At 67.3% G+C, this 16,212-nt stretch carries 17 protein-coding genes; 8 read left to right on the forward strand and 9 right to left on the reverse strand.

Annotated elements, in window-relative coordinates; translation table 11 throughout:
- Window positions 1-812: FAD-dependent oxidoreductase (locus HEQ75_RS13490; protein WP_168031362.1), on the reverse strand; the 812-nt coding region annotated here is incomplete at its 3' end.
- 159 nt (window positions 813-971) lie between these two features.
- Here HEQ75_RS13490 and HEQ75_RS13495 point away from each other — a divergent pair.
- From HEQ75_RS13495 to HEQ75_RS13510, 4 genes are read left to right on the forward strand one after another with little or no spacing between them, the layout of a single operon-like run.
- On the forward strand, window positions 972-1,886 hold the full coding sequence (locus HEQ75_RS13495; protein WP_168031364.1) for a branched-chain amino acid ABC transporter permease: 915 nt from the start codon (window positions 972-974) through the stop codon (window positions 1,884-1,886).
- Window positions 1,883-3,181: a high-affinity branched-chain amino acid ABC transporter permease LivM gene (gene livM / locus HEQ75_RS13500; RefSeq protein ID WP_168031366.1), complete on the forward strand. Its 1,299-nt coding sequence runs from the start codon at window positions 1,883-1,885 to the stop codon at window positions 3,179-3,181. Before HEQ75_RS13495 ends, livM begins: the two co-directional genes overlap by 4 nt.
- Before the next feature lie 56 nt (window positions 3,182-3,237).
- Window positions 3,238-4,017, forward strand: coding sequence for an ABC transporter ATP-binding protein (locus HEQ75_RS13505; protein ID WP_328733895.1), 780 nt, complete (start codon window positions 3,238-3,240; stop codon window positions 4,015-4,017).
- A complete protein-coding gene (locus HEQ75_RS13510; protein ID WP_168031370.1) occupies window positions 4,017-4,736 on the forward strand; it encodes an ABC transporter ATP-binding protein in 720 nt (239 codons plus the stop codon). The genes HEQ75_RS13505 and HEQ75_RS13510 overlap by 1 nt, the downstream gene beginning before the upstream one ends.
- Window positions 4,737-4,739: 3 nt before the next feature.
- Here HEQ75_RS13510 and gluQRS read toward each other — a convergent pair whose 3' ends face one another.
- Window positions 4,740-5,594, reverse strand: a complete 855-nt coding sequence (gluQRS, locus tag HEQ75_RS13515) for a tRNA glutamyl-Q(34) synthetase GluQRS (RefSeq protein WP_168031532.1) — start codon at window positions 5,592-5,594, stop codon at window positions 4,740-4,742.
- Window positions 5,595-5,634: 40 nt separating this feature from the next.
- Here gluQRS and HEQ75_RS13520 point away from each other — a divergent pair, with 40 nt between their 5' ends.
- Together HEQ75_RS13520 and HEQ75_RS13525 are read left to right on the forward strand one after the other, a co-directional pair.
- On the forward strand, window positions 5,635-6,288 hold the full coding sequence (locus HEQ75_RS13520) for an alpha/beta hydrolase (RefSeq protein WP_168031372.1): 654 nt from the start codon (window positions 5,635-5,637) through the stop codon (window positions 6,286-6,288).
- Window positions 6,289-6,442: 154 nt separating this feature from the next.
- Window positions 6,443-7,018 (forward strand): HNH endonuclease, encoded by a 576-nt coding sequence (locus HEQ75_RS13525; protein WP_209318533.1) that lies wholly within the window; start codon window positions 6,443-6,445, stop codon window positions 7,016-7,018.
- A 71-nt stretch (window positions 7,019-7,089) separates the two neighbouring features.
- Here HEQ75_RS13525 and HEQ75_RS13530 read toward each other — a convergent pair whose 3' ends face one another.
- A complete protein-coding gene (locus tag HEQ75_RS13530; RefSeq protein ID WP_168031374.1) occupies window positions 7,090-7,647 on the reverse strand; it encodes a demethoxyubiquinone hydroxylase family protein in 558 nt (185 codons plus the stop codon).
- On the reverse strand, window positions 7,647-8,132 hold the full coding sequence (locus HEQ75_RS13535) for a disulfide bond formation protein B (RefSeq protein WP_168031376.1): 486 nt from the start codon (window positions 8,130-8,132) through the stop codon (window positions 7,647-7,649). The genes HEQ75_RS13530 and HEQ75_RS13535 overlap by 1 nt, the downstream gene beginning before the upstream one ends.
- Here HEQ75_RS13535 and HEQ75_RS13540 point away from each other — a divergent pair.
- Window positions 8,131-8,850, forward strand: coding sequence for a glutathione S-transferase family protein (locus HEQ75_RS13540; RefSeq protein ID WP_235961595.1), 720 nt, complete (start codon window positions 8,131-8,133; stop codon window positions 8,848-8,850). The two genes, HEQ75_RS13535 and HEQ75_RS13540, sit on opposite strands and share 2 nt — an antisense overlap.
- A gap of 21 nt (window positions 8,851-8,871) precedes the next feature.
- Here HEQ75_RS13540 and HEQ75_RS13545 read toward each other — a convergent pair whose 3' ends face one another.
- From HEQ75_RS13545 to HEQ75_RS13565, 5 genes are all read right to left on the reverse strand, one after another.
- Window positions 8,872-9,432 carry a cob(I)yrinic acid a,c-diamide adenosyltransferase gene (locus HEQ75_RS13545; protein WP_168031378.1) on the reverse strand — a complete coding sequence of 187 codons (561 nt, stop codon included), beginning with the start codon at window positions 9,430-9,432 and terminating at the stop codon, window positions 8,872-8,874.
- Window positions 9,426-10,238 (reverse strand): energy transducer TonB, encoded by an 813-nt coding sequence (locus HEQ75_RS13550; protein WP_168031380.1) that lies wholly within the window; start codon window positions 10,236-10,238, stop codon window positions 9,426-9,428. The genes HEQ75_RS13545 and HEQ75_RS13550 overlap by 7 nt, the downstream gene beginning before the upstream one ends.
- 53 nt (window positions 10,239-10,291) lie before the next feature.
- Window positions 10,292-11,179, reverse strand: a complete 888-nt coding sequence (locus HEQ75_RS13555; protein WP_168031382.1) for a cation diffusion facilitator family transporter — start codon at window positions 11,177-11,179, stop codon at window positions 10,292-10,294.
- Between the two features lie 154 nt (window positions 11,180-11,333).
- A complete protein-coding gene (gene metH / locus HEQ75_RS13560; protein WP_168031384.1) occupies window positions 11,334-14,834 on the reverse strand; it encodes a methionine synthase in 3,501 nt (1,166 codons plus the stop codon).
- Window positions 14,835-14,865: 31 nt separating this feature from the next.
- Window positions 14,866-15,804: an ArsR/SmtB family transcription factor gene (locus tag HEQ75_RS13565; RefSeq protein WP_168031386.1), complete on the reverse strand. Its 939-nt coding sequence runs from the start codon at window positions 15,802-15,804 to the stop codon at window positions 14,866-14,868.
- 104 nt (window positions 15,805-15,908) lie between these two features.
- On the opposite strand from HEQ75_RS13565, the gene HEQ75_RS13570 reads away from it, so the two are divergent.
- Entirely contained in the window at window positions 15,909-16,205 is a 297-nt protein-coding gene (locus HEQ75_RS13570) for a hypothetical protein (protein WP_168031388.1), read from the forward strand.
- The last annotated feature ends 7 nt before the right edge of the window (window positions 16,206-16,212 follow it).

Consider the following 16,212-nt stretch of genomic DNA (forward strand, 5'->3'; position numbering starts at 1 on the left):
CCTCGAGCTTGAACTCGCGGCTGAATGTCCTTCGTCCCATGCAAGGGCCTCCGATTGGGTGAAAACCTTATCCAGGTGTCCACCAAACCGGCAGCAGGCCAGAGGTCGATCGGCCTCTGGCGCAATGCCGGCACCTGATCGTTCCGGACGCTCCAGTATAGTGCTGCCTTCGCCTGCACTCCGACCGGCCCGGTCGGCAATATGCCCACCATCACCTGGGTCCCGACACAGCGCTGCTGCAGAACGTCTCTGGGCCAATCCGGAGGCAGGCTGATCGTTGCCCAGAGGCAACCCCAAGGATAGAGACGCGCCAGATGCCCAGGGCGCGCTTGCCAGAACCGAGCATGAGCCCCTGCCGCGACAACCAGAAGGTCGAACTCCTGCTGCGTCCCGTTTGCCATTTGGGCTAACGCCGCGTCGGACAAGGCCGTTACATGCCTGACTTCACAGGCCGACAGAATGCGCGCCCCGGCGGCCGATGCTGCCCCATGGAGGGCGGACCAGATCGCCGGCCGCCCCAGCCCAAGTCCGTGCAACCCTGGCGCCAGATCCGCGTAACGCAGGTCCAACAGGACCCGGCCGTCGCTGGTACGACTATCAAGCCGCGTGATCCGCGCACCGCCTGCGACCAAGGCATCGCGCACACCAAGACGCTGCAGTATAGCCATGCCCGGCGGTTGCAGAAGCAGCCCGGCGCCGACTGGCCGCGGCATGACAGCGCGTTCCAGGACCGTCACACCATGGCCCTTCCTGGCGAGGAAGGCCGCCGCCGCCAACCCGCACAATCCGGCACCGACGATCCCGATCTGCAAGAGCGCTCAGTCCATTCCGTACCAGCAAGGGCGAGCTTGAGCGGAGGCGCTGGGGGAGGGCAAGAGCCTCAGCCACCCCAAATGCACCAAAACCCCTTGCGCGGCTTCCCGGCTTGCGTGACGGTCCCGCCATCTGTGCCGTTCCAGAAGGACCGAATCTTGGCCTATGCGCTGCAGCAACTGATCAACGGGATCAGCCTGGGGATGATCTACGGCCTCATCGCCGTAGGCTACACCATGGTCTATGGCATCATCGGCATGATCAACTTTGCCCATGGCGACATATTCATGGTCGGCGCCTTCATCTCGCTGATCGCCATCCTGATGCTGATTTCAGGTGGGATGATGGAGGGTCCGGCGGCCATCCTCCTGGTCCTGGTGATCTCCATGGCCTTCACCGCCCTGTATGGCTGGACGGTCGAGCGCGTGGCGTATCGCCCGCTGCGCGGCAGTTTCAGGCTGGCGCCGCTGATCTCGGCCATCGGCATGTCCATCGTGCTGCAGAACTTCGTGCAGGTCAGCCAGGGCGCCCGGGTCAAGCCTTTGGAGCCGCAGATCACCGGAGGAGTCGAACTGATGCGGGAGGGCAACTTCGTCGTACAGTTGTCCTACATGCAGATCCTGATCATCGTCTCGACGCTGGCGGTGCTGGCGATCTTTACCTGGCTGGTCACGCAGACGGCGCTTGGACGCGCGATGCGGGCCTGTGAGCAAGACCGCAAGATGGCGGCGCTGCTGGGGATCAATACGGATCGGACCATCAGCCTGGCCTTTGTCATCGGTGCGGCGTTGGCCTCCGTCGCCGGAACCCTCTACCTGCTGCGCTACGGCATCGCCGATTTCTTCATGGGCTTCATCGTCGGGGTCAAGGCGTTCACCGCGGCGGTGCTGGGGGGCATCGGCAGCCTTCCCGGTGCCGTACTGGGCGGGTTGCTGATCGGCCTGATCGAAACCTTCTGGTCCGCCTATTTCTCGGTCCAGTACAAGGACGTGGCCGCCTTCGGCATCCTGGTCCTGGCATTGGTTTTCCTGCCGACGGGCCTGCTCGGCCGGCAGGAGGTCGAGAAGGTATGACCCCCTCCGGGCTCGCCGCCCGCGTCCGCTCCGCCCTTGTGGATGCAGGCAAAGCTGCGCTGGTTGCTTTCGGCCTGTTTATCCTGATGGTTGGCCTGCGTACCGACGTGGCGCCGGCAGGGGAGTTGTTCCTGCGAACCCGATGGGCCGAGGTCGGGATGCTCTGCGCGCTGGTGTTCGGCCTGCGCCTTGCCACGGCGCTCTGGGTGCGGCCGCGGTTGTCGGAGGGCAACACGCAGCGCAGCGCCGCCCTGCTGTCGCAGGCGGGGTTGATGTTCGGCCCGGCGCTGCTTGCGGTCGCGCTGATCCTGCCCTTCGTCCCCGGGATCGGCCGATACGAACTGGATCTGGGCATCCTGGTGCTGACCTACATCATGCTGGGCTGGGGATTGAACATCGTGGTCGGCCTGGCAGGCCTGCTGGACCTCGGATACGTCGCCTTCTACGCGGTCGGTGCCTATTCCTATGCGCTTCTCGCACAGTTCTTTGGCCTGTCATTCTGGATCTGCCTGCCTCTGGCCGGCATTCTCGCCGCCTTCTGGGGCGTTCTGCTGGGCTTTCCCGTGCTGCGCCTGCGGGGCGACTATCTGGCCATCGTTACCCTGGCCTTCGGCGAGATCATTCGGATCGTGCTGCTGAACTGGGTCGAATTGACGGGCGGGCCTAATGGCATCTCCGGCATCCCGCGCCCGACCTTCTTTGGCCTGCCCTTCAGCATGGGGGGCGGACCCGGCAGTTTCGCGCATTTCTTCGGCATCGAGCCGAGCCCGTCGCACCGTGTCATCTTCCTCTACTATCTGATCCTTGGGCTCGCCCTGCTGACCAACTGGGTTGCCGTGCGGATCCGGCGCCAGCCGATCGGCCGTGCGTGGGAAGCGCTGCGGGAAGATGAGGTCGCCTGCCGCGCGTTGGGCATCGACATCACCAACACCAAGCTGACCGCCTTCGCGTTGGGCGCGATGTTCGCCGGCTTTGCAGGGGCCTTCTTCGCCACGCGCCAGGCATTCATCAGCCCGGAGAGCTTCACCTTCATCGAGAGCGCCATCATCCTGGCGATTGTGGTGCTGGGCGGGCTTGGTAGCCAGGTCGGCATCGCCGTCGCCGCCATCGTGATGATCGGCGGGTTCGAACTGTTCCGCGATCTGGATGAGTATCGGATGCTTGTCTTCGGCGGCGCGATGGTAGCGATCATGGTGCTGCGGCCGCGCGGCCTTGTCGGCTCCCGGGCACCCAGCGTGGTGCTTGGTGGGCGCAAGCGCATCGATGCCAGCCTGGTGGGCGAGGGGCGCGGATGAGCGAGGCGGCCATCCCCTCAGGCAGTGGCGCCATCCTGGACGTGGATGGGATCAGCATGCGTTTTGGTGGCTTGCTGGCGGTGGATACCGTGAGCTTCGCGGTGCAGCGTGGCAGCATCACCGCGCTGATCGGGCCAAACGGCGCCGGCAAGACCACGGTCTTCAACTGCATCACCGGCTTCTACCGCCCTACCTCCGGTCGCATCGCATTGCGCCGTGTGGATGGCAGCCTGGCGGCCCTGGAACGGCTGAAGGACCACCGCATCGCCCGCGCCGGTGTCGCCCGCACCTTCCAGAACATCCGGCTCTTCGCCGGCATGACGGCACTGGAGAACCTGCTGGTCGCCCAGCACCTGCCGCTGCAGCGCGCCACCGGCTTCGGCATTGGCGCCATGCTGGGCCTGTCCCGCTACAAGGCTGCGGAAGCCGAGGCGATCGAGCGTGCAGCCTCCTGGCTCCGCGCCATCAACCTGTTGGACCGCGCGGACGATGCTGCCGGCGAACTGCCCTACGGCGCGCAGCGGCGGCTGGAGATTGCCCGAGCCATGTGCACCGGCCCCGCCCTGCTTTGTCTCGATGAGCCCGCAGCCGGCCTGAATCCTCGTGAATCGGAGGAACTGGCCCGGTTGCTGACGACGATTCGCGACGGCACCGCCACTTCCAGCGCACCCACCTCGGTCCTGCTGATCGAGCACGACATGGGCATCGTCATGCGCATCTCGGACCATGTCGTGGTGCTCGACCATGGCAGGAAGATCGCCGAGGGACCACCCGACCTGGTGCGCAACGACCGGCACGTCATCGCGGCCTATCTCGGCGAGGATGAGGAGGCCTGATGGCGCAGACGATGCTGGAGGTGGACAACCTGGCCACTGGCTACGGCGCCGTGCAGGCGCTGAAGGGCGTTTCGCTGCATGTTGACAAGGGGGAGATCGTTACACTGATCGGCGCCAACGGCGCCGGCAAGTCCACCCTGCTGATGAGCATCTGCGGGGAACCACGCGCTCGCGCCGGCCGCGTGTTGCTGGATGGGGAGGACATCACGGCGCGCCCGACGCACGAGATCATGCGCGGGGGCGTGGCGCAGTCCCCGGAAGGCCGCCGCATCTTCCCGCGAATGTCGGTGCTGGAGAACCTGGTGATGGGCGCGCAGGCCGCTGGCCAGGACCCGGCCACGCAATTGCCACGCGTCTACGACCTGTTTCCCCGCCTGAAGGAACGCCAGGCCCAGCGGGGCGGGACGCTTTCGGGTGGCGAGCAGCAGATGCTCGCCATAGGCCGCGCCCTGATGTCCCGCCCGCGCCTGCTGCTGCTGGACGAGCCCTCCCTGGGGCTGGCGCCGCTGATCTCGCGCCAAATCTTTGCTGCGATCCGGGCGCTGAACGAAAGCGAAGGCCTGACGGTGCTGCTGGTGGAGCAGAACGCCAACCAGGCGCTGCGCCTCGCGCATCGGGGCTACGTCCTGGTCACCGGCCGAATCACCATGAGCGGCAGCGGGGCGGAGCTTCTGGCGCGGCCAGAAATCCGCGACGCCTATCTCGGCGGCAGCCACTGAGGATCAGTCAGGCCAGCCGGCCATGGCGCGCACCGCCGACGGGCTGATGCCCTGGGTCCGGAGCGACCGCAGCGCCGGCGCGCCATCGCGCTTCGCCAGACGCCGCCCCAAGGAATCCGCGAGAAGCGCATGGTGCGCATAGACCGGCGCCGGCCAGCCGAGCAACTGCTGTAGAAGGCGATGCAGGTCCGTCGCCGGGAGCAGGTCCGCGCCGCGCGTTACCAGCGTCACCCCATCCCGCGCATCGTCATGCGTGACGCAGAGATGGTAGCTGGCCGGCACCTCCTTTCGCGCCAGCACCGCATCGCCGAAGCGTGCCGGATCACAGCGGATTATGCCCTGCCCTGCCTCCTCGAAATCCAGCGGCGCCGGCAGCGTAGCCAGCGCCCGCGCCATATCCAGGCGCAACGCGAACGGCTCACGCGCCATGCGTGCCGCACGCTCCGGCTTGCCCAAGTGGCGACAGGTACCAGGGTAGAGTGGACCATCCGGCCCATGCGGTGCAGCGGCGCTGGCGGCGATGCCGCGGGCGATGTCGCTACGGGAACAGAAGCAGGGATACAGCAGGCCCTGTGCAGCCAGGTGGTCGAGGCTCACTCGGTAATCCGCCATGTGGCGGGATTGCACCCGCACCGGCCCATCCCAGTCCAACCCCAGCCAGGCCAAATCTTCCTCGATTGCCGAGACGAACTCCGGCCGGCAGCGCGTGGCGTCGATATCCTCGATGCGTAGCAGAAAGCGCCCGCCTGCCGCCCTCGCGCGGCGCCAGCCGGCCAGAGCCGAATGGGCATGGCCCAGATGCAGGAAACCCGTCGGGCTGGGCGCGAAGCGGGTGACGAGGGGCCTTGGCGCGGTCATCCTGCGCGCCCGTAGCCGAAGCGGGGGAGCCGGGGCAAGCATGACCGATTCGCTGGATGGCCCACGGTGGGGACCCGCCGAAGGGAAGCGCTGCGATGCGCTGGTCCTGTTGTTGCACGGGGTGGGCGCCGATGGCTTCGACCTGATTGACCTGGCGCCAGGCTGGGGACGCGCGGTGCCCGGCGCCCTGTTCATCGCACCGCATGCGCCGGAACCCTGCGACCTTGCATCCTATGGCCGGCAGTGGTTCAGCCTGACGGATCGGACACCAGCACGCATGCAGGCTGGCGTCCACGCCGCGACAACCTGGCTTTCGCCGCGAATCGATGCGCTGCTCCAGGAGTTCGGCCTGGACCGAGGTCGGCTGGCAGTGATGGGTTTCAGCCAGGGGGCGATGACCGCCCTGGCACTCGGCCTGGGCGACCGGCGCGGCTGCGCCGCCCTTCTCGCCTTCTCCGGCGCGCTGCTCGCACCACCTCTGCCGGACCTCGCCAATCCACCCCCGATCCTGCTGGTGCATGGCGAGGCCGATTTGGTGGTGCCGGTAGAGGCTGGAAGGCAGGCGGAGCAGACCCTGCGCGCCTCCGGCCATGCGGTGGAGGCGGTCTACCGCCCCATGCTGGCACATGGCATCGACGAGGTCGGCATCAGCCTTGGCGCTCTGGCGCTGCAGCGCGCCCTCGGCCCGCGCTGATGACCGCTGCGTGAAACGTCCCGAACCGCTGGTTGCGCCGCGGGGGCGGCACTGGCATGAAGAACCGGTCAACGCGGCGTTGCCACAGTATATGGGGCTTGCCTTCCGTTCGTGGCCCCAGTTCTGGGTGCGCCGCCATTCATAGGAGTGGCGCTTGCCTGATGGCGGACACTTCCAGATTGGGCAGGCTTTCCCCGCGCTCGTCCTGAACGCGGACTTCCGCCCGTTGTCTTATTTTCCGCTCTCCGTCTGGTCCTGGCAGGACGCGGTGAAGGCGGTGTTTCTCGACCGGGTATCGGTGCTGTCCGAATATGAGACGCTCGTGCACTCTCCGCGTGTGACCATGAGACTGCCGAGTGTCATCGCGCTGAAGGACTACATTCCCTCCGCCCGCCGCCCGGCCTTCACCCGCTTCAACGTGTTTCTGCGCGACAGCTTCGAGTGCAAATATTGCGGCGAGGGTCGGCCGACCCACGAACTGACCTTCGACCACGTCATTCCGAGGAGTCGCGGCGGGCGCACGACGTGGGACAATGTCATCACCGCCTGTGGCCCCTGCAACCTGCGCAAGGGCAACAAGCTGCCACGCGAATGCCGGATGTTTCCACGCCAGGTGCCGCGACAGCCCACGAGTTGGGAATTACAGGAAAACGGGCGCTCCTTCCCGCCAAACTACCTGCATGAGAGCTGGCGCGACTATTTGTATTGGGACAGCGAGCTGGAGAGCTGATCGGGCGCCACGGCGCCCTCTTGCGCCCAGCGTTTGAGGGGCACGAAAGTGAAACCTTCATGCGCCGGCTGTCAGACGCGTTCGCTGGCCTTGATTGCGACCTTGCAACCGGCCTTGATGGCTGCGCTCAGCAGTCGATAGGCTGGCGCCAGTTCCGCTTCGTTCTCCAGACCGATTTCCCGGTGCTCAAGTTCTTCCTGGCGGAAGCGCTCGATATCGGCCCTTAGCGTTGCTTCATCCTCCCCCAGATGGTCCAGTTGCGTGCGGTAGTGCTCGTCGATCGCCTCCTCGACCGCGACCGTGCAGGCCATGGCGCCGCGATGGCCGAGCAGGGCGGTGACGGCTCCGAGCGCGAAACCGGCGACATGCCAGATGGGCAGAAGAGCGGTAGGCCGGACCCTGCGCTTGGAGATCAGGGCCGTGAAGGTATCCAGGTGAACTTGCTCCTGCGCCTTCATGTGCGCCAGAACTGGGCCGTATTTTGTCCGACCAAGCACCGCAAGCTGGCCTTCATAGATACGCCGAGCCCCGTATTCCCCGGCATGGTCCACCCGAATGGTGCGGGCAACATAGGCCCTCGGGGTGGGATCGCCGGGCAGGCGCCCCTCAGCCGTCTCGCGTTTCGTCATCACACCCTCCGTCCGAGATCGCTCCCGCTCTGGCGCAGGGTCCAGACAGAGAGCAGCACCGCGTAGATCAGGTTCATGGCCGCGACGGAAAGGGGCATACCCCCAAACAGATATGCGGCCTCATCGCACGGCTTGGTGGGAGCCGGCGCCAGGCTTCGCAGGAGGTCATCCACGCTCATCGAGGGATCGACGCCGGGCGCCTGGCAAGCCGGCAGGGGCGATGGCCACCACCCCTGCTCCACCCCGACATGCAGCACCGCAATGGCGCCAGAAACGGCAACCGCCAGCGCCGCAGCGCGCAGCGCCCAGCGTCGCGCCGCGGGCGGCAGGGCCGCGGCGAGCAGCGCGATCGCCGCCGCAACCCAATAGGGCCATCGCTGCCACAGGCACAGCGCGCAGGGCGCAAGCCCTGGCCAGCGTTCGAAGCCCATGGCGAGAAGGGGGGCAGCCGCGGACAGGGCCGCGACGAGGAGGGGACCGGCCATGCACATCTTCTTCGGCCACATCGCGCCCGCCGGCAACTGGACCCGCGCCGCGCCGGGACCTACCGTTGCGGTGAAGCGGGAGGAGCTTGCCATGCTGCGGATCTGGGGCCGGGCCAATTCATCGAACGTGATGAAGGTGCTGTGGCTGTGCGAAGAGTTGGGGATTGCGTTCGAACGGATCGACGCGGGCGGTGCCTTCGGGCGGACGCGGGAGCCCGACTACCTGGCCAAGAATCCGAACGCCCTGGTGCCCACCATCGAGGAACCGGACGGCTTCACCCTGTGGGAGAGCAATGCGATCCTGCGCTACCTCGCGCGCAGCAGGGCACCCGGCCACCCGATCTACCCCACCGAGCTGAAGCTGGCCGCCGATTGCGACCGCTGGATGGACTGGCAGCTGGGCACCCTGACCGCGCCGATGACCACCATCTTCTTCACCCATGTCCGAATTCCGGAACCGGACCGCGACTACCCCGCCGCCGAGAAGGCGCGCGCTGCGGCGGAGACGCTGTGGGCCATGCTGGACGCCCACCTGACCGGGCGCCCCTTCATCACCGGCGACCATCTGACGCTCGCGGACATTGCGCTGGGGATCTACGTGCATCGCTGGTTCGTGCTGCCGATCCAGCGGGCCGAAATGCCGGCCCTGCGCGCCTGGTACGACCGCCTTCTGGCCCGCCCTGGCTGCGCAAAGCATGCCTCCGGACCGCTGACCTGACGGAGGGCTACGGTCTCCGCGCTATCGGCTGGCGCCGGGCATCCAGGTGACGTCCCGAGCGCCATTGTCGTTCAGGTGACGTGACAGCACGAACAGGTGGTCCGACAACCGGTTGAGGTAGCGCAGCACCGCCGGGTTCACCGCTTCCTCCCCCATCAGCGCCACCACGTCGCGCTCTGCGCGACGGACGACAGTCCGCGCCAGATGCGCGAAGCTGGCGCCGGGGCTGCCGCCAGGCAGTACGAAGCTGCGCAGCGGCGGCACCAGCGCGTTCATCTCAGCCAGTTCCGCCTCCAGCCGCAGGCATTGCCGATCGCTGACCCGCAACCGGTCCTCGGCCGTCCCAGGCACGCAGAGATCCGCGCCCAGATCGAACAGATCGTTTTGAATACGCACCAACATGGCGTCGGCCGCCGGCGCCTCCGCCAGGCGCAGGCGCAGCACGCCGATGACGGCGTTGGCCTCATCCACCGCGCCATAGGCCGCGACGCGCAGGGCGTCCTTTCTCACGCGCGAACCATCCCCCAGCGAGGTCTCCCCGCCATCGCCGCCACGCGTCATGATCACATCCAACCTTACCATCGTCGGTCTCCTTCAAGCTGGAACGTGATACCGACCAGCGTCGCCGCAAAGGCCGGAACGCCATCGGCCAGTGCGGGCTCGAACCGCCAGCGCCGGACGGCCTCCAAGGCAGCCCGGTCCAGATTCGGATGGCCACTGGAGGTGGCGACGGAGACACCTGCCACCCGACCGGTCGTGTCGATCTCCACCCGCAGGATCACCCGCCCCTGCTCCTGCCGCAGTCGACTGGCGTAGGGATATTCGGGCGGCGGGCTGTGCCGGCCCGACCGTTGTCGTGGCGGCGTAACCGCCCCGCGGGCTTCGCCACCGGATGCGGGAGCCGCCAGCGCCGCAACCTGCCCGGCGGCGCCACCTTCCGGTGCAGGCTCACGCGATCGGGCCTGGTCCACCGCGGCCGCCGCGGCGTTGGAACGCCTGACGGCAGGCGGTCGGTCCGACGGCGTGGTGGCGGCTCGCTGCAACGGGGGCGGCGGCGCCGCTGGGGGGGGCGGTGGCAAGGGTCGGTCCAGCAGTCCGGCCGGCGCGGCGTTGGCCGTCGGCGCCTCCGGCGCAATGTCCGGCTCCGCCTCGTCTGGCGGCGTCTGCGTGGCGGGCGCGGGTGTTGGCGCGGGTGCAGCGGGCTCCCGTCGGGCCGCTTCGGCCGGGGGCGGTCCGGCGATGCCGGCTTCAACCGGCAGGCTTTCCCCGGCGCCGGGAACCTGTTCCGCCCAGACCAGAGCCACCTGACGCTCCGCTGGTGGCGGCAGCGAAGCCCGCAGGTCCAGCAGCGCCCATGCCATCGCGCCGGCATGGAGCAGCACGGACACTGAAAATGCCACCCAGGCCGACACAGCGGCGCCGGCGGCCGGACGCCGCGCCTTCACAGCACCAGCACCCCGCGATGCTTTGCCTTGCCGTCCGGTTCGACATGAATGGTGATGACAGCCGAATCCAGGTGCGCCTTCAGGGCCATCTCGATGCGGTCGCAGATGTCATGCGCCGCGGTCACGGTCATGCTGCCCGGCACGACCAGGTGAAACTCCACGAAGGTGGTCGGCCCGGACCGGCGGGTTCGAAGGTCGTGCGCCTCGATCGCGCCTTCGGCATGAGCCGCGACCAGCGCACGAATTTCGCCGAGTTCTTCCGCCGGTGCGGCTTCGTCCATCAGCCCACCGAAGGATTCCCGGATCAGACGCCAGCCGGACACCAGGATGTTCAGAGCTGTCAGCGCCGCCAGAAGCGGGTCCATCCAGAGCAGGCCGGTCAAGGCCACCAGCAGGACGCCCACCAGCACGCCGCCCGAGGTGACGACATCCGACAGCAGATGCCGCGCATCCGCCAGAAGGGCGGGGGAGCGCAGGCTGCGGCCGCGCCGGAACAGCACCCAGGACCAGCTGCCGTTCAACGCAGTGGCAACGGCAGAGACCAGAACGCCGAGGCCGGGTTGCTCGATCAGCCGCGGGCTCTGCCATGTCTGCCAGGCTTCGCTCAGGATCAGCAGCGCAGCGACGCAGATCAGCACGCCCTCCAGCACGGCGGAGACGTATTCCGCCTTGGCGTGACCATAAGGATGGTCGGCATCCGGCGGCCGGGCCGCGAAGCGGATGGCGAGCAGCGCCGCGATGGCGGCAGCGACGTTCACCACACTTTCCAGCGCATCGGCGTACAGCGCCACGCTGCCCGTCACCCACCAGGCTGCCACCTTCAGGCCGAGCACCACCATCGCCACGCCGACGCTGACGGCGGCAAGGTCCTGTGCGCGACCCATCAGGCGCGCTGGCGGCGGGCGGGACGAGGGATCGGGCACACGGGGCCTCCAATGGCTCGGCGCTTGATGCCCCGCAGGGCAGGCCCGCCGCAACCCCGCGGCGCGGGCCCCGCCAGCCCGGGCCTCCGCCCCGGCACCTACGCGAACCAGGCCTTCAGACCGAGAAGTACTTCGCTCGCGGATGATGCAGGACGATGGCGCTGGTCGACTGCTCCGGGTGCAGTTGCCACTCGTCCGACAGGGAAACCCCGATTCGCTCCGCCTGCAGCAGCCGAAGCAGGCCCTCCTGGTCCTCTAGCCGCGGGCAGGCCGGGTAGCCGAAGGAATAGCGCCCACCGCGATAGCCCTGCTGCAACATGCGGTCCATGTCGCGGTCGTCTTCCTGCGCGAAGCCAAGTTCGGCGCGGATGCGCTTGTGCACATACTCCGCCATCGCCTCCGCCATCTCCACGGACAGGCCGTGCAGGTAAAGGTAGTCCTGGTAGCGGTTCTCCTCGAACCAATTGCGCGCGATGTCCGAGGCCTTCTGCCCCACGGTCACGACCTGCAGGCCGATCACGTCCCTCCCCTCAGGCCCATCGGCCACGTCGCGCACGAAATCGGCGATGCATTCGCCATCCGGCTTCGGCTGGCGCGGCAGGTTGAAGCGGGCCACCTCCGTCTCGCCATCCTCGGCGAAAAGGAGCAGGTCATTGCCCTGGCCGGCGCATTTCCAGTAGCCGTAGATCGCCTGCGGCCTGAGGATCTTCTGCTCCTCCGTCAGCGCCAGCATTCGCTTCAGCACCGGGCGAAGTTCCTGCTTCGCCCAGCCGAGGAATTCCTCCAGCGAGCGCCCGGCCTTCCGGAATCCCCACTGGAATTGATAGAGGCTGCGCTCGTTGATGAAGGGGATGATCGCCTTCGGCGGCGCCTCCACCACGCGGGCGCCCCAGAAGGGCGGCGTCGGCACGGCGCCTTCGGCGGCGACGCGTCGGCGGCGTTCCTGCGCATAGGCGAGGTCCACCGGCGCGAAGCCGCGCGGGTCCGCCTGGCCGAGGGTGCGCTTCTCGTTCTTCGCCTTTCCGGCGCGCTTGGCCTGCAACGCGGCCAGATAGTCCTCGAAGCCATTGCCCATCACCTTGTCCATCAGGTGCAGGCCGTCGAAGGCATCGCGCGCATAGGCGACGCGACCGCAGGCATAGGCGCGCACGCAGTCATCCTCGACATAGTTCCGGGTCAGTGCGGCGCCCCCCAACATCACCGGGATGTCGATGCCCTGGCGGCTCATCTCCTCCAGGTTCTCACGCATCACCACCGTCGACTTCACCAGCAGCCCGGACATGCCGATGGCATGTGCCTTGTGCTCCTTGGCGGCGGCGACGATGTCGAGAAGCGGCACCTTGATGCCGAGGTTCACCACCTTGTAGCCATTGTTGGTCAGGATGATGTCGACGAGATTCTTGCCGATATCGTGCACGTCGCCCTTCACCGTGCCGAGCACGATCGTGCCCTTCTCCTGGCCCTCCACCTTCTCCATGAAGGGTTCGAGATAGGCGACGGCCGCCTTCATCGTCTCCGCCGATTGCAGCACGAAGGGCAGCTGCATCTTGCCAGCGCCAAACAGCTCCCCCACCACCTTCATGCCGTCCAGCAGCACGTCATTGATGATGGAAAGCGGCGTGTTGCCCTGGTCCAACGCGACTTGCAGCTCCTCGCCCAGCCCCTTGCGGTCGCCATCGACGATGCGGTCCTTGAGCCGCCCCTCGACCGTCTCGGCACGAACCTTCTTGACGTTGTCGGCCGCCTTACGGCCGGAAAAGATCTCCAGAACCTTCTGCAGCGGATCGTAGCCTTCCCGGCGACGGTCGAAGATCAGGTCCTCAACGACCTCAACCTCCTCCGCCGGAATCTGGTGCAGCGGCTTGATCTTGGACACATGCACGATGGCGCCGGTCATGCCGGCCTTCACCGCATGGTCCAGGAACACGCTGTTCAGGACGTGCCGCGCCGCCGGGTTGAGGCCGAAGGAGATATTGGACAGGCCAAGGATGATCTGGATGTCCGGAAACTTCTCCCGGATCATGCGGATGCCATCCAGGGTCCAGACACCCAGCTTCCGGTCGTCCTCGTTGCCGGTGGCGATGGTGAAGGTCAGCGGGTCGATCAGCAGGTCGGATTGCGGCAGCCCGTATTTGGTGCAGGCGAAGTCCACCAGGCGCTCGGCAATGCGCAGCTTGTCCTCCGCCGTCTTCGCCATGCCGACCTCGTCGATGGTCAGCGCGATGACGGCGGCGCCAAACTTCCGTGCCAGCTTCAACCGGTCATGCGCTGCGCCCTCGCCGTCCTCGAAGTTGATCGAGTTGATGATGGGCTTGCCGCCATGCAGCTTCAGCGCTGCCTCGATCACTGGTGTCTCGGTCGAGTCGATCACCAGGGGCGCGTTCACGCTGCTGGTGAAGCGGCGGATCACCTCGTTCATCTCCGCCATCTCGTCCCGGCCGACAAAGGCCGTGCAGACATCGAGGCTGTTCGACCCCTCCCCCACCTGTTCGCGCCCGATGGCAACACAGCCGTCCCAGTCATGCGCCGCCTGGCGCTCACGCCAGGCCTTGGATCCATTGGCGTTGCAGCGCTCGCCGATCGAGAAGTAGCTGTTCTCCTGCCGCAGCGGGGTTGCGCCGTAGAGGCTGGCGACGGACGGCACCCAGATGGGGCGCCGCGCCACCGGTGCCGGACGGTGCCGCGCGCCGCCCAACTTGCGCAGCAGACTGTCCAGCGCCTGGATATGCGGAGTGGAGGTGCCGCAGCAGCCGCCGATCAGGTTCAGCCCATCCTCCTGGATGAAGCGCTCCATCCAGGACGCCAACTCGTTCGGACCAAGCGGGTAATGGGTCTTCCCATCGACCAGTTCCGGCAGTCCGGCATTGGGCTGCACGCTAATCAGCCCGGGCCAGTTCTGCGACAGCCAGCGGACATGCTCGGCCATCTCCTGCGGTCCGGTGGCGCAGTTCAGCCCCATCAGCGGCACATCCAGCCCATGGACCACCGTCGTGGCGGCGGCGATGTCCGGACCGACGAGCAGCGTGCCGGTGGTTTCCACCGTCACCTGAACGAAGATCGGGATGTCGGACTTTGCCTGCGCCCGCGCGATCTTGGCGGCATTGACCGCCGCCTTGATGAACAGCGTGTCCTGGTTGGTCTCGGTCAACAGGGCGTCGGCGCCGCCGGCTATCAGGCCCTGGCACTGCAACACCAGCGCAGCTTCCAGCGTGTCGTAGTCGATGTTGCCTAGGCTCGGCAGCTTTGTGCCCGGCCCGATATCGCCGATCACCCAGCGATGCCGCCCATCCGAGAAGCTCTCCGCCGCTTCGCGCGCCAGTTCCACCGCCAGGCGGTTGATCTCGAAGGCGCGGTCTTCCAGTTCGAATTCGGCCAGGGTGACGGGGGACCCGCCGAAGCTGTTGGTCAGCACCATGTCCGACCCGGCCTCGTAGTAGCCGCGATGGATTTCGCGGACCAGATCGGGGCGGGAAAGGTTCAGGACCTCGGTGCAGTTCTCCTTGCCCCAGAAATCGCGGTCCGTGTCCAGGGTCAGAGCCTGAACCCGGCTGCCCATGCCACCGTCGCAGAGCAGCACCTGGTCCTTGAGCGCGTCGAGAAGATGCGGACGAGACATTTTCGGAATTCCCCTAGCGGGCCAGGACGGATCAGCGGGACGGGATCGAAGCGGCGATTGGCTGGCGCTGGGCCTGCCAGACCCGGACGGCAAGCGGACCGTCGATGCTGTGCCCCGGACGAAGCGCGCAGCCAGCGGCCCCAAGCCAGCCGGCGAGTTGCGCATCGTCAAAGCCCGGCCATCGATGGGCGAAGCGGCCCAGCAAGTCGGCACGCGCATGCGGCGCCAGATCGACCACAACCAGAACGCCACCGGGCCGCAGCACGCGCGCCGCCTCGGCCAGGGCTGCGGCGGGATCCTCGGCGTAGTGCAGCACCATCTGCAGTGTCACGGCGTCAAAGCCCTGGTCGGGAAGCGGCAGGCGGTACATGTCCGCCTGCCGTACCGCGCAATGGCTGAGGCCGCGCTCCGCCAGCCGGGCACGGGCCAGCGCCAGCATCTCCCGGCTGGCGTCCACGCCAAGCGCACTGCTGCAGCGTGGGGCCAGCACCTCAAGCAGCCGACCGGTACCGCTGCCTATATCAAGCAGACGATCCACCCGCTCCGGCAGGGCAGACAGCAGCGCTGCCTCGATCGCCGAGGCGGGAAGGTCCAGCGCGCGCATCTCGTCCCAATCCGCGCCGTGGCGCCGAAACGCGTCGGAGGCGACACGTGCCCGATCTGCCGCCAACCGCGCAGCGGCGCGTCGGTCTGCTGCCAACAGCGGGTCGTCCTCGTTCAGCCGCGCCAGAATCTGTCGGGCCAGGTCCGCGCCAGCGGGAAGCTGGAAAAATACATTGGCGCCTTCCGGCATCCGCTCCAGCAGCCCCGCCTCAACCAGAAGCTTCAGATGGCGTGAGAGGCGTGGCTGGGACTGGCCGAGAATTCCGCACAGGTCAGACACGCAGAAGGACCCGCGCCCACACAACGCCAAGAGGCGCAGCCGGGTCGGTTCGGCAGCAGCACGGAGCTGGGCCAGAAGGTCATCCATGGGTTGCAAATGACATAAAGATATCCTTATGTCTAGGCATGAGGTGGTCCCTGGATGCCCGAATCCCCCTGCGCCTCGTCAGACCAGCAGACTTGTTGGCGGCAATGCCGGCATCGGGCGCAGCGCTGCTGTTGGAGGCGCCGCTGGCCGTGCCGCCCGGGGCTGGAATCTCCGCCAGCTTTGACGGCAGAGGCGCGGCGCATCTGGCCGGCTGTGCCTGCTGCACAGGCCGATCCGCGGCGGCGCAGGCGCTGGACCAGCTGTTCCAGGCCCGCGTGCGCAACGCCGGCGCCTGGTTCGACTGCGTCCTGGCTGTGACGACCACCGACTCCGGGCGCGCCCAACTACACCTCGCCCTCGCGGAGGACAGCCTGACCCGTGCGCGCTTTCGTCCCGCCTGAGACGCCC

This window comes from Falsiroseomonas selenitidurans, assembly GCF_012103215.1.
Taxonomy (GTDB): domain Bacteria; phylum Pseudomonadota; class Alphaproteobacteria; order Acetobacterales; family Acetobacteraceae; genus Falsiroseomonas; species Falsiroseomonas selenitidurans.

What these genes read in the sequence shown, in the direction of transcription:
- HEQ75_RS13520 (WP_168031372.1), top strand. Translation starts at nt 5,635, where the DNA reads ATGACCGATTCGCTGGATGGCCCACGGTGGGGACCCGCCGAAGGGAAG.
- HEQ75_RS13565 (WP_168031386.1), bottom strand. Translation starts at nt 15,804, where the DNA reads ATGGATGACCTTCTGGCCCAGCTCCGTGCTGCTGCCGAACCGACCCGG.
- HEQ75_RS13530 (WP_168031374.1), bottom strand. Translation starts at nt 7,647, where the DNA reads ATGACGAAACGCGAGACGGCTGAGGGGCGCCTGCCCGGCGATCCCACC.
- HEQ75_RS13505 (WP_328733895.1), top strand. Translation starts at nt 3,238, where the DNA reads ATGCGTTTTGGTGGCTTGCTGGCGGTGGATACCGTGAGCTTCGCGGTG.
- HEQ75_RS13510 (WP_168031370.1), top strand. Translation starts at nt 4,017, where the DNA reads ATGGCGCAGACGATGCTGGAGGTGGACAACCTGGCCACTGGCTACGGC.
- gluQRS (WP_168031532.1), bottom strand. Translation starts at nt 5,594, where the DNA reads ATGACCGCGCCAAGGCCCCTCGTCACCCGCTTCGCGCCCAGCCCGACG.
- metH (WP_168031384.1), bottom strand. Translation starts at nt 14,834, where the DNA reads ATGTCTCGTCCGCATCTTCTCGACGCGCTCAAGGACCAGGTGCTGCTC.
- livM (WP_168031366.1), top strand. Translation starts at nt 1,883, where the DNA reads ATGACCCCCTCCGGGCTCGCCGCCCGCGTCCGCTCCGCCCTTGTGGAT.
- HEQ75_RS13570 (WP_168031388.1), top strand. Translation starts at nt 15,909, where the DNA reads ATGCCGGCATCGGGCGCAGCGCTGCTGTTGGAGGCGCCGCTGGCCGTG.
- HEQ75_RS13540 (WP_235961595.1), top strand. Translation starts at nt 8,131, where the DNA reads ATGCACATCTTCTTCGGCCACATCGCGCCCGCCGGCAACTGGACCCGC.
- HEQ75_RS13535 (WP_168031376.1), bottom strand. Translation starts at nt 8,132, where the DNA reads ATGGCCGGTCCCCTCCTCGTCGCGGCCCTGTCCGCGGCTGCCCCCCTT.
- HEQ75_RS13555 (WP_168031382.1), bottom strand. Translation starts at nt 11,179, where the DNA reads ATGGGTCGCGCACAGGACCTTGCCGCCGTCAGCGTCGGCGTGGCGATG.
- HEQ75_RS13545 (WP_168031378.1), bottom strand. Translation starts at nt 9,432, where the DNA reads ATGGTAAGGTTGGATGTGATCATGACGCGTGGCGGCGATGGCGGGGAG.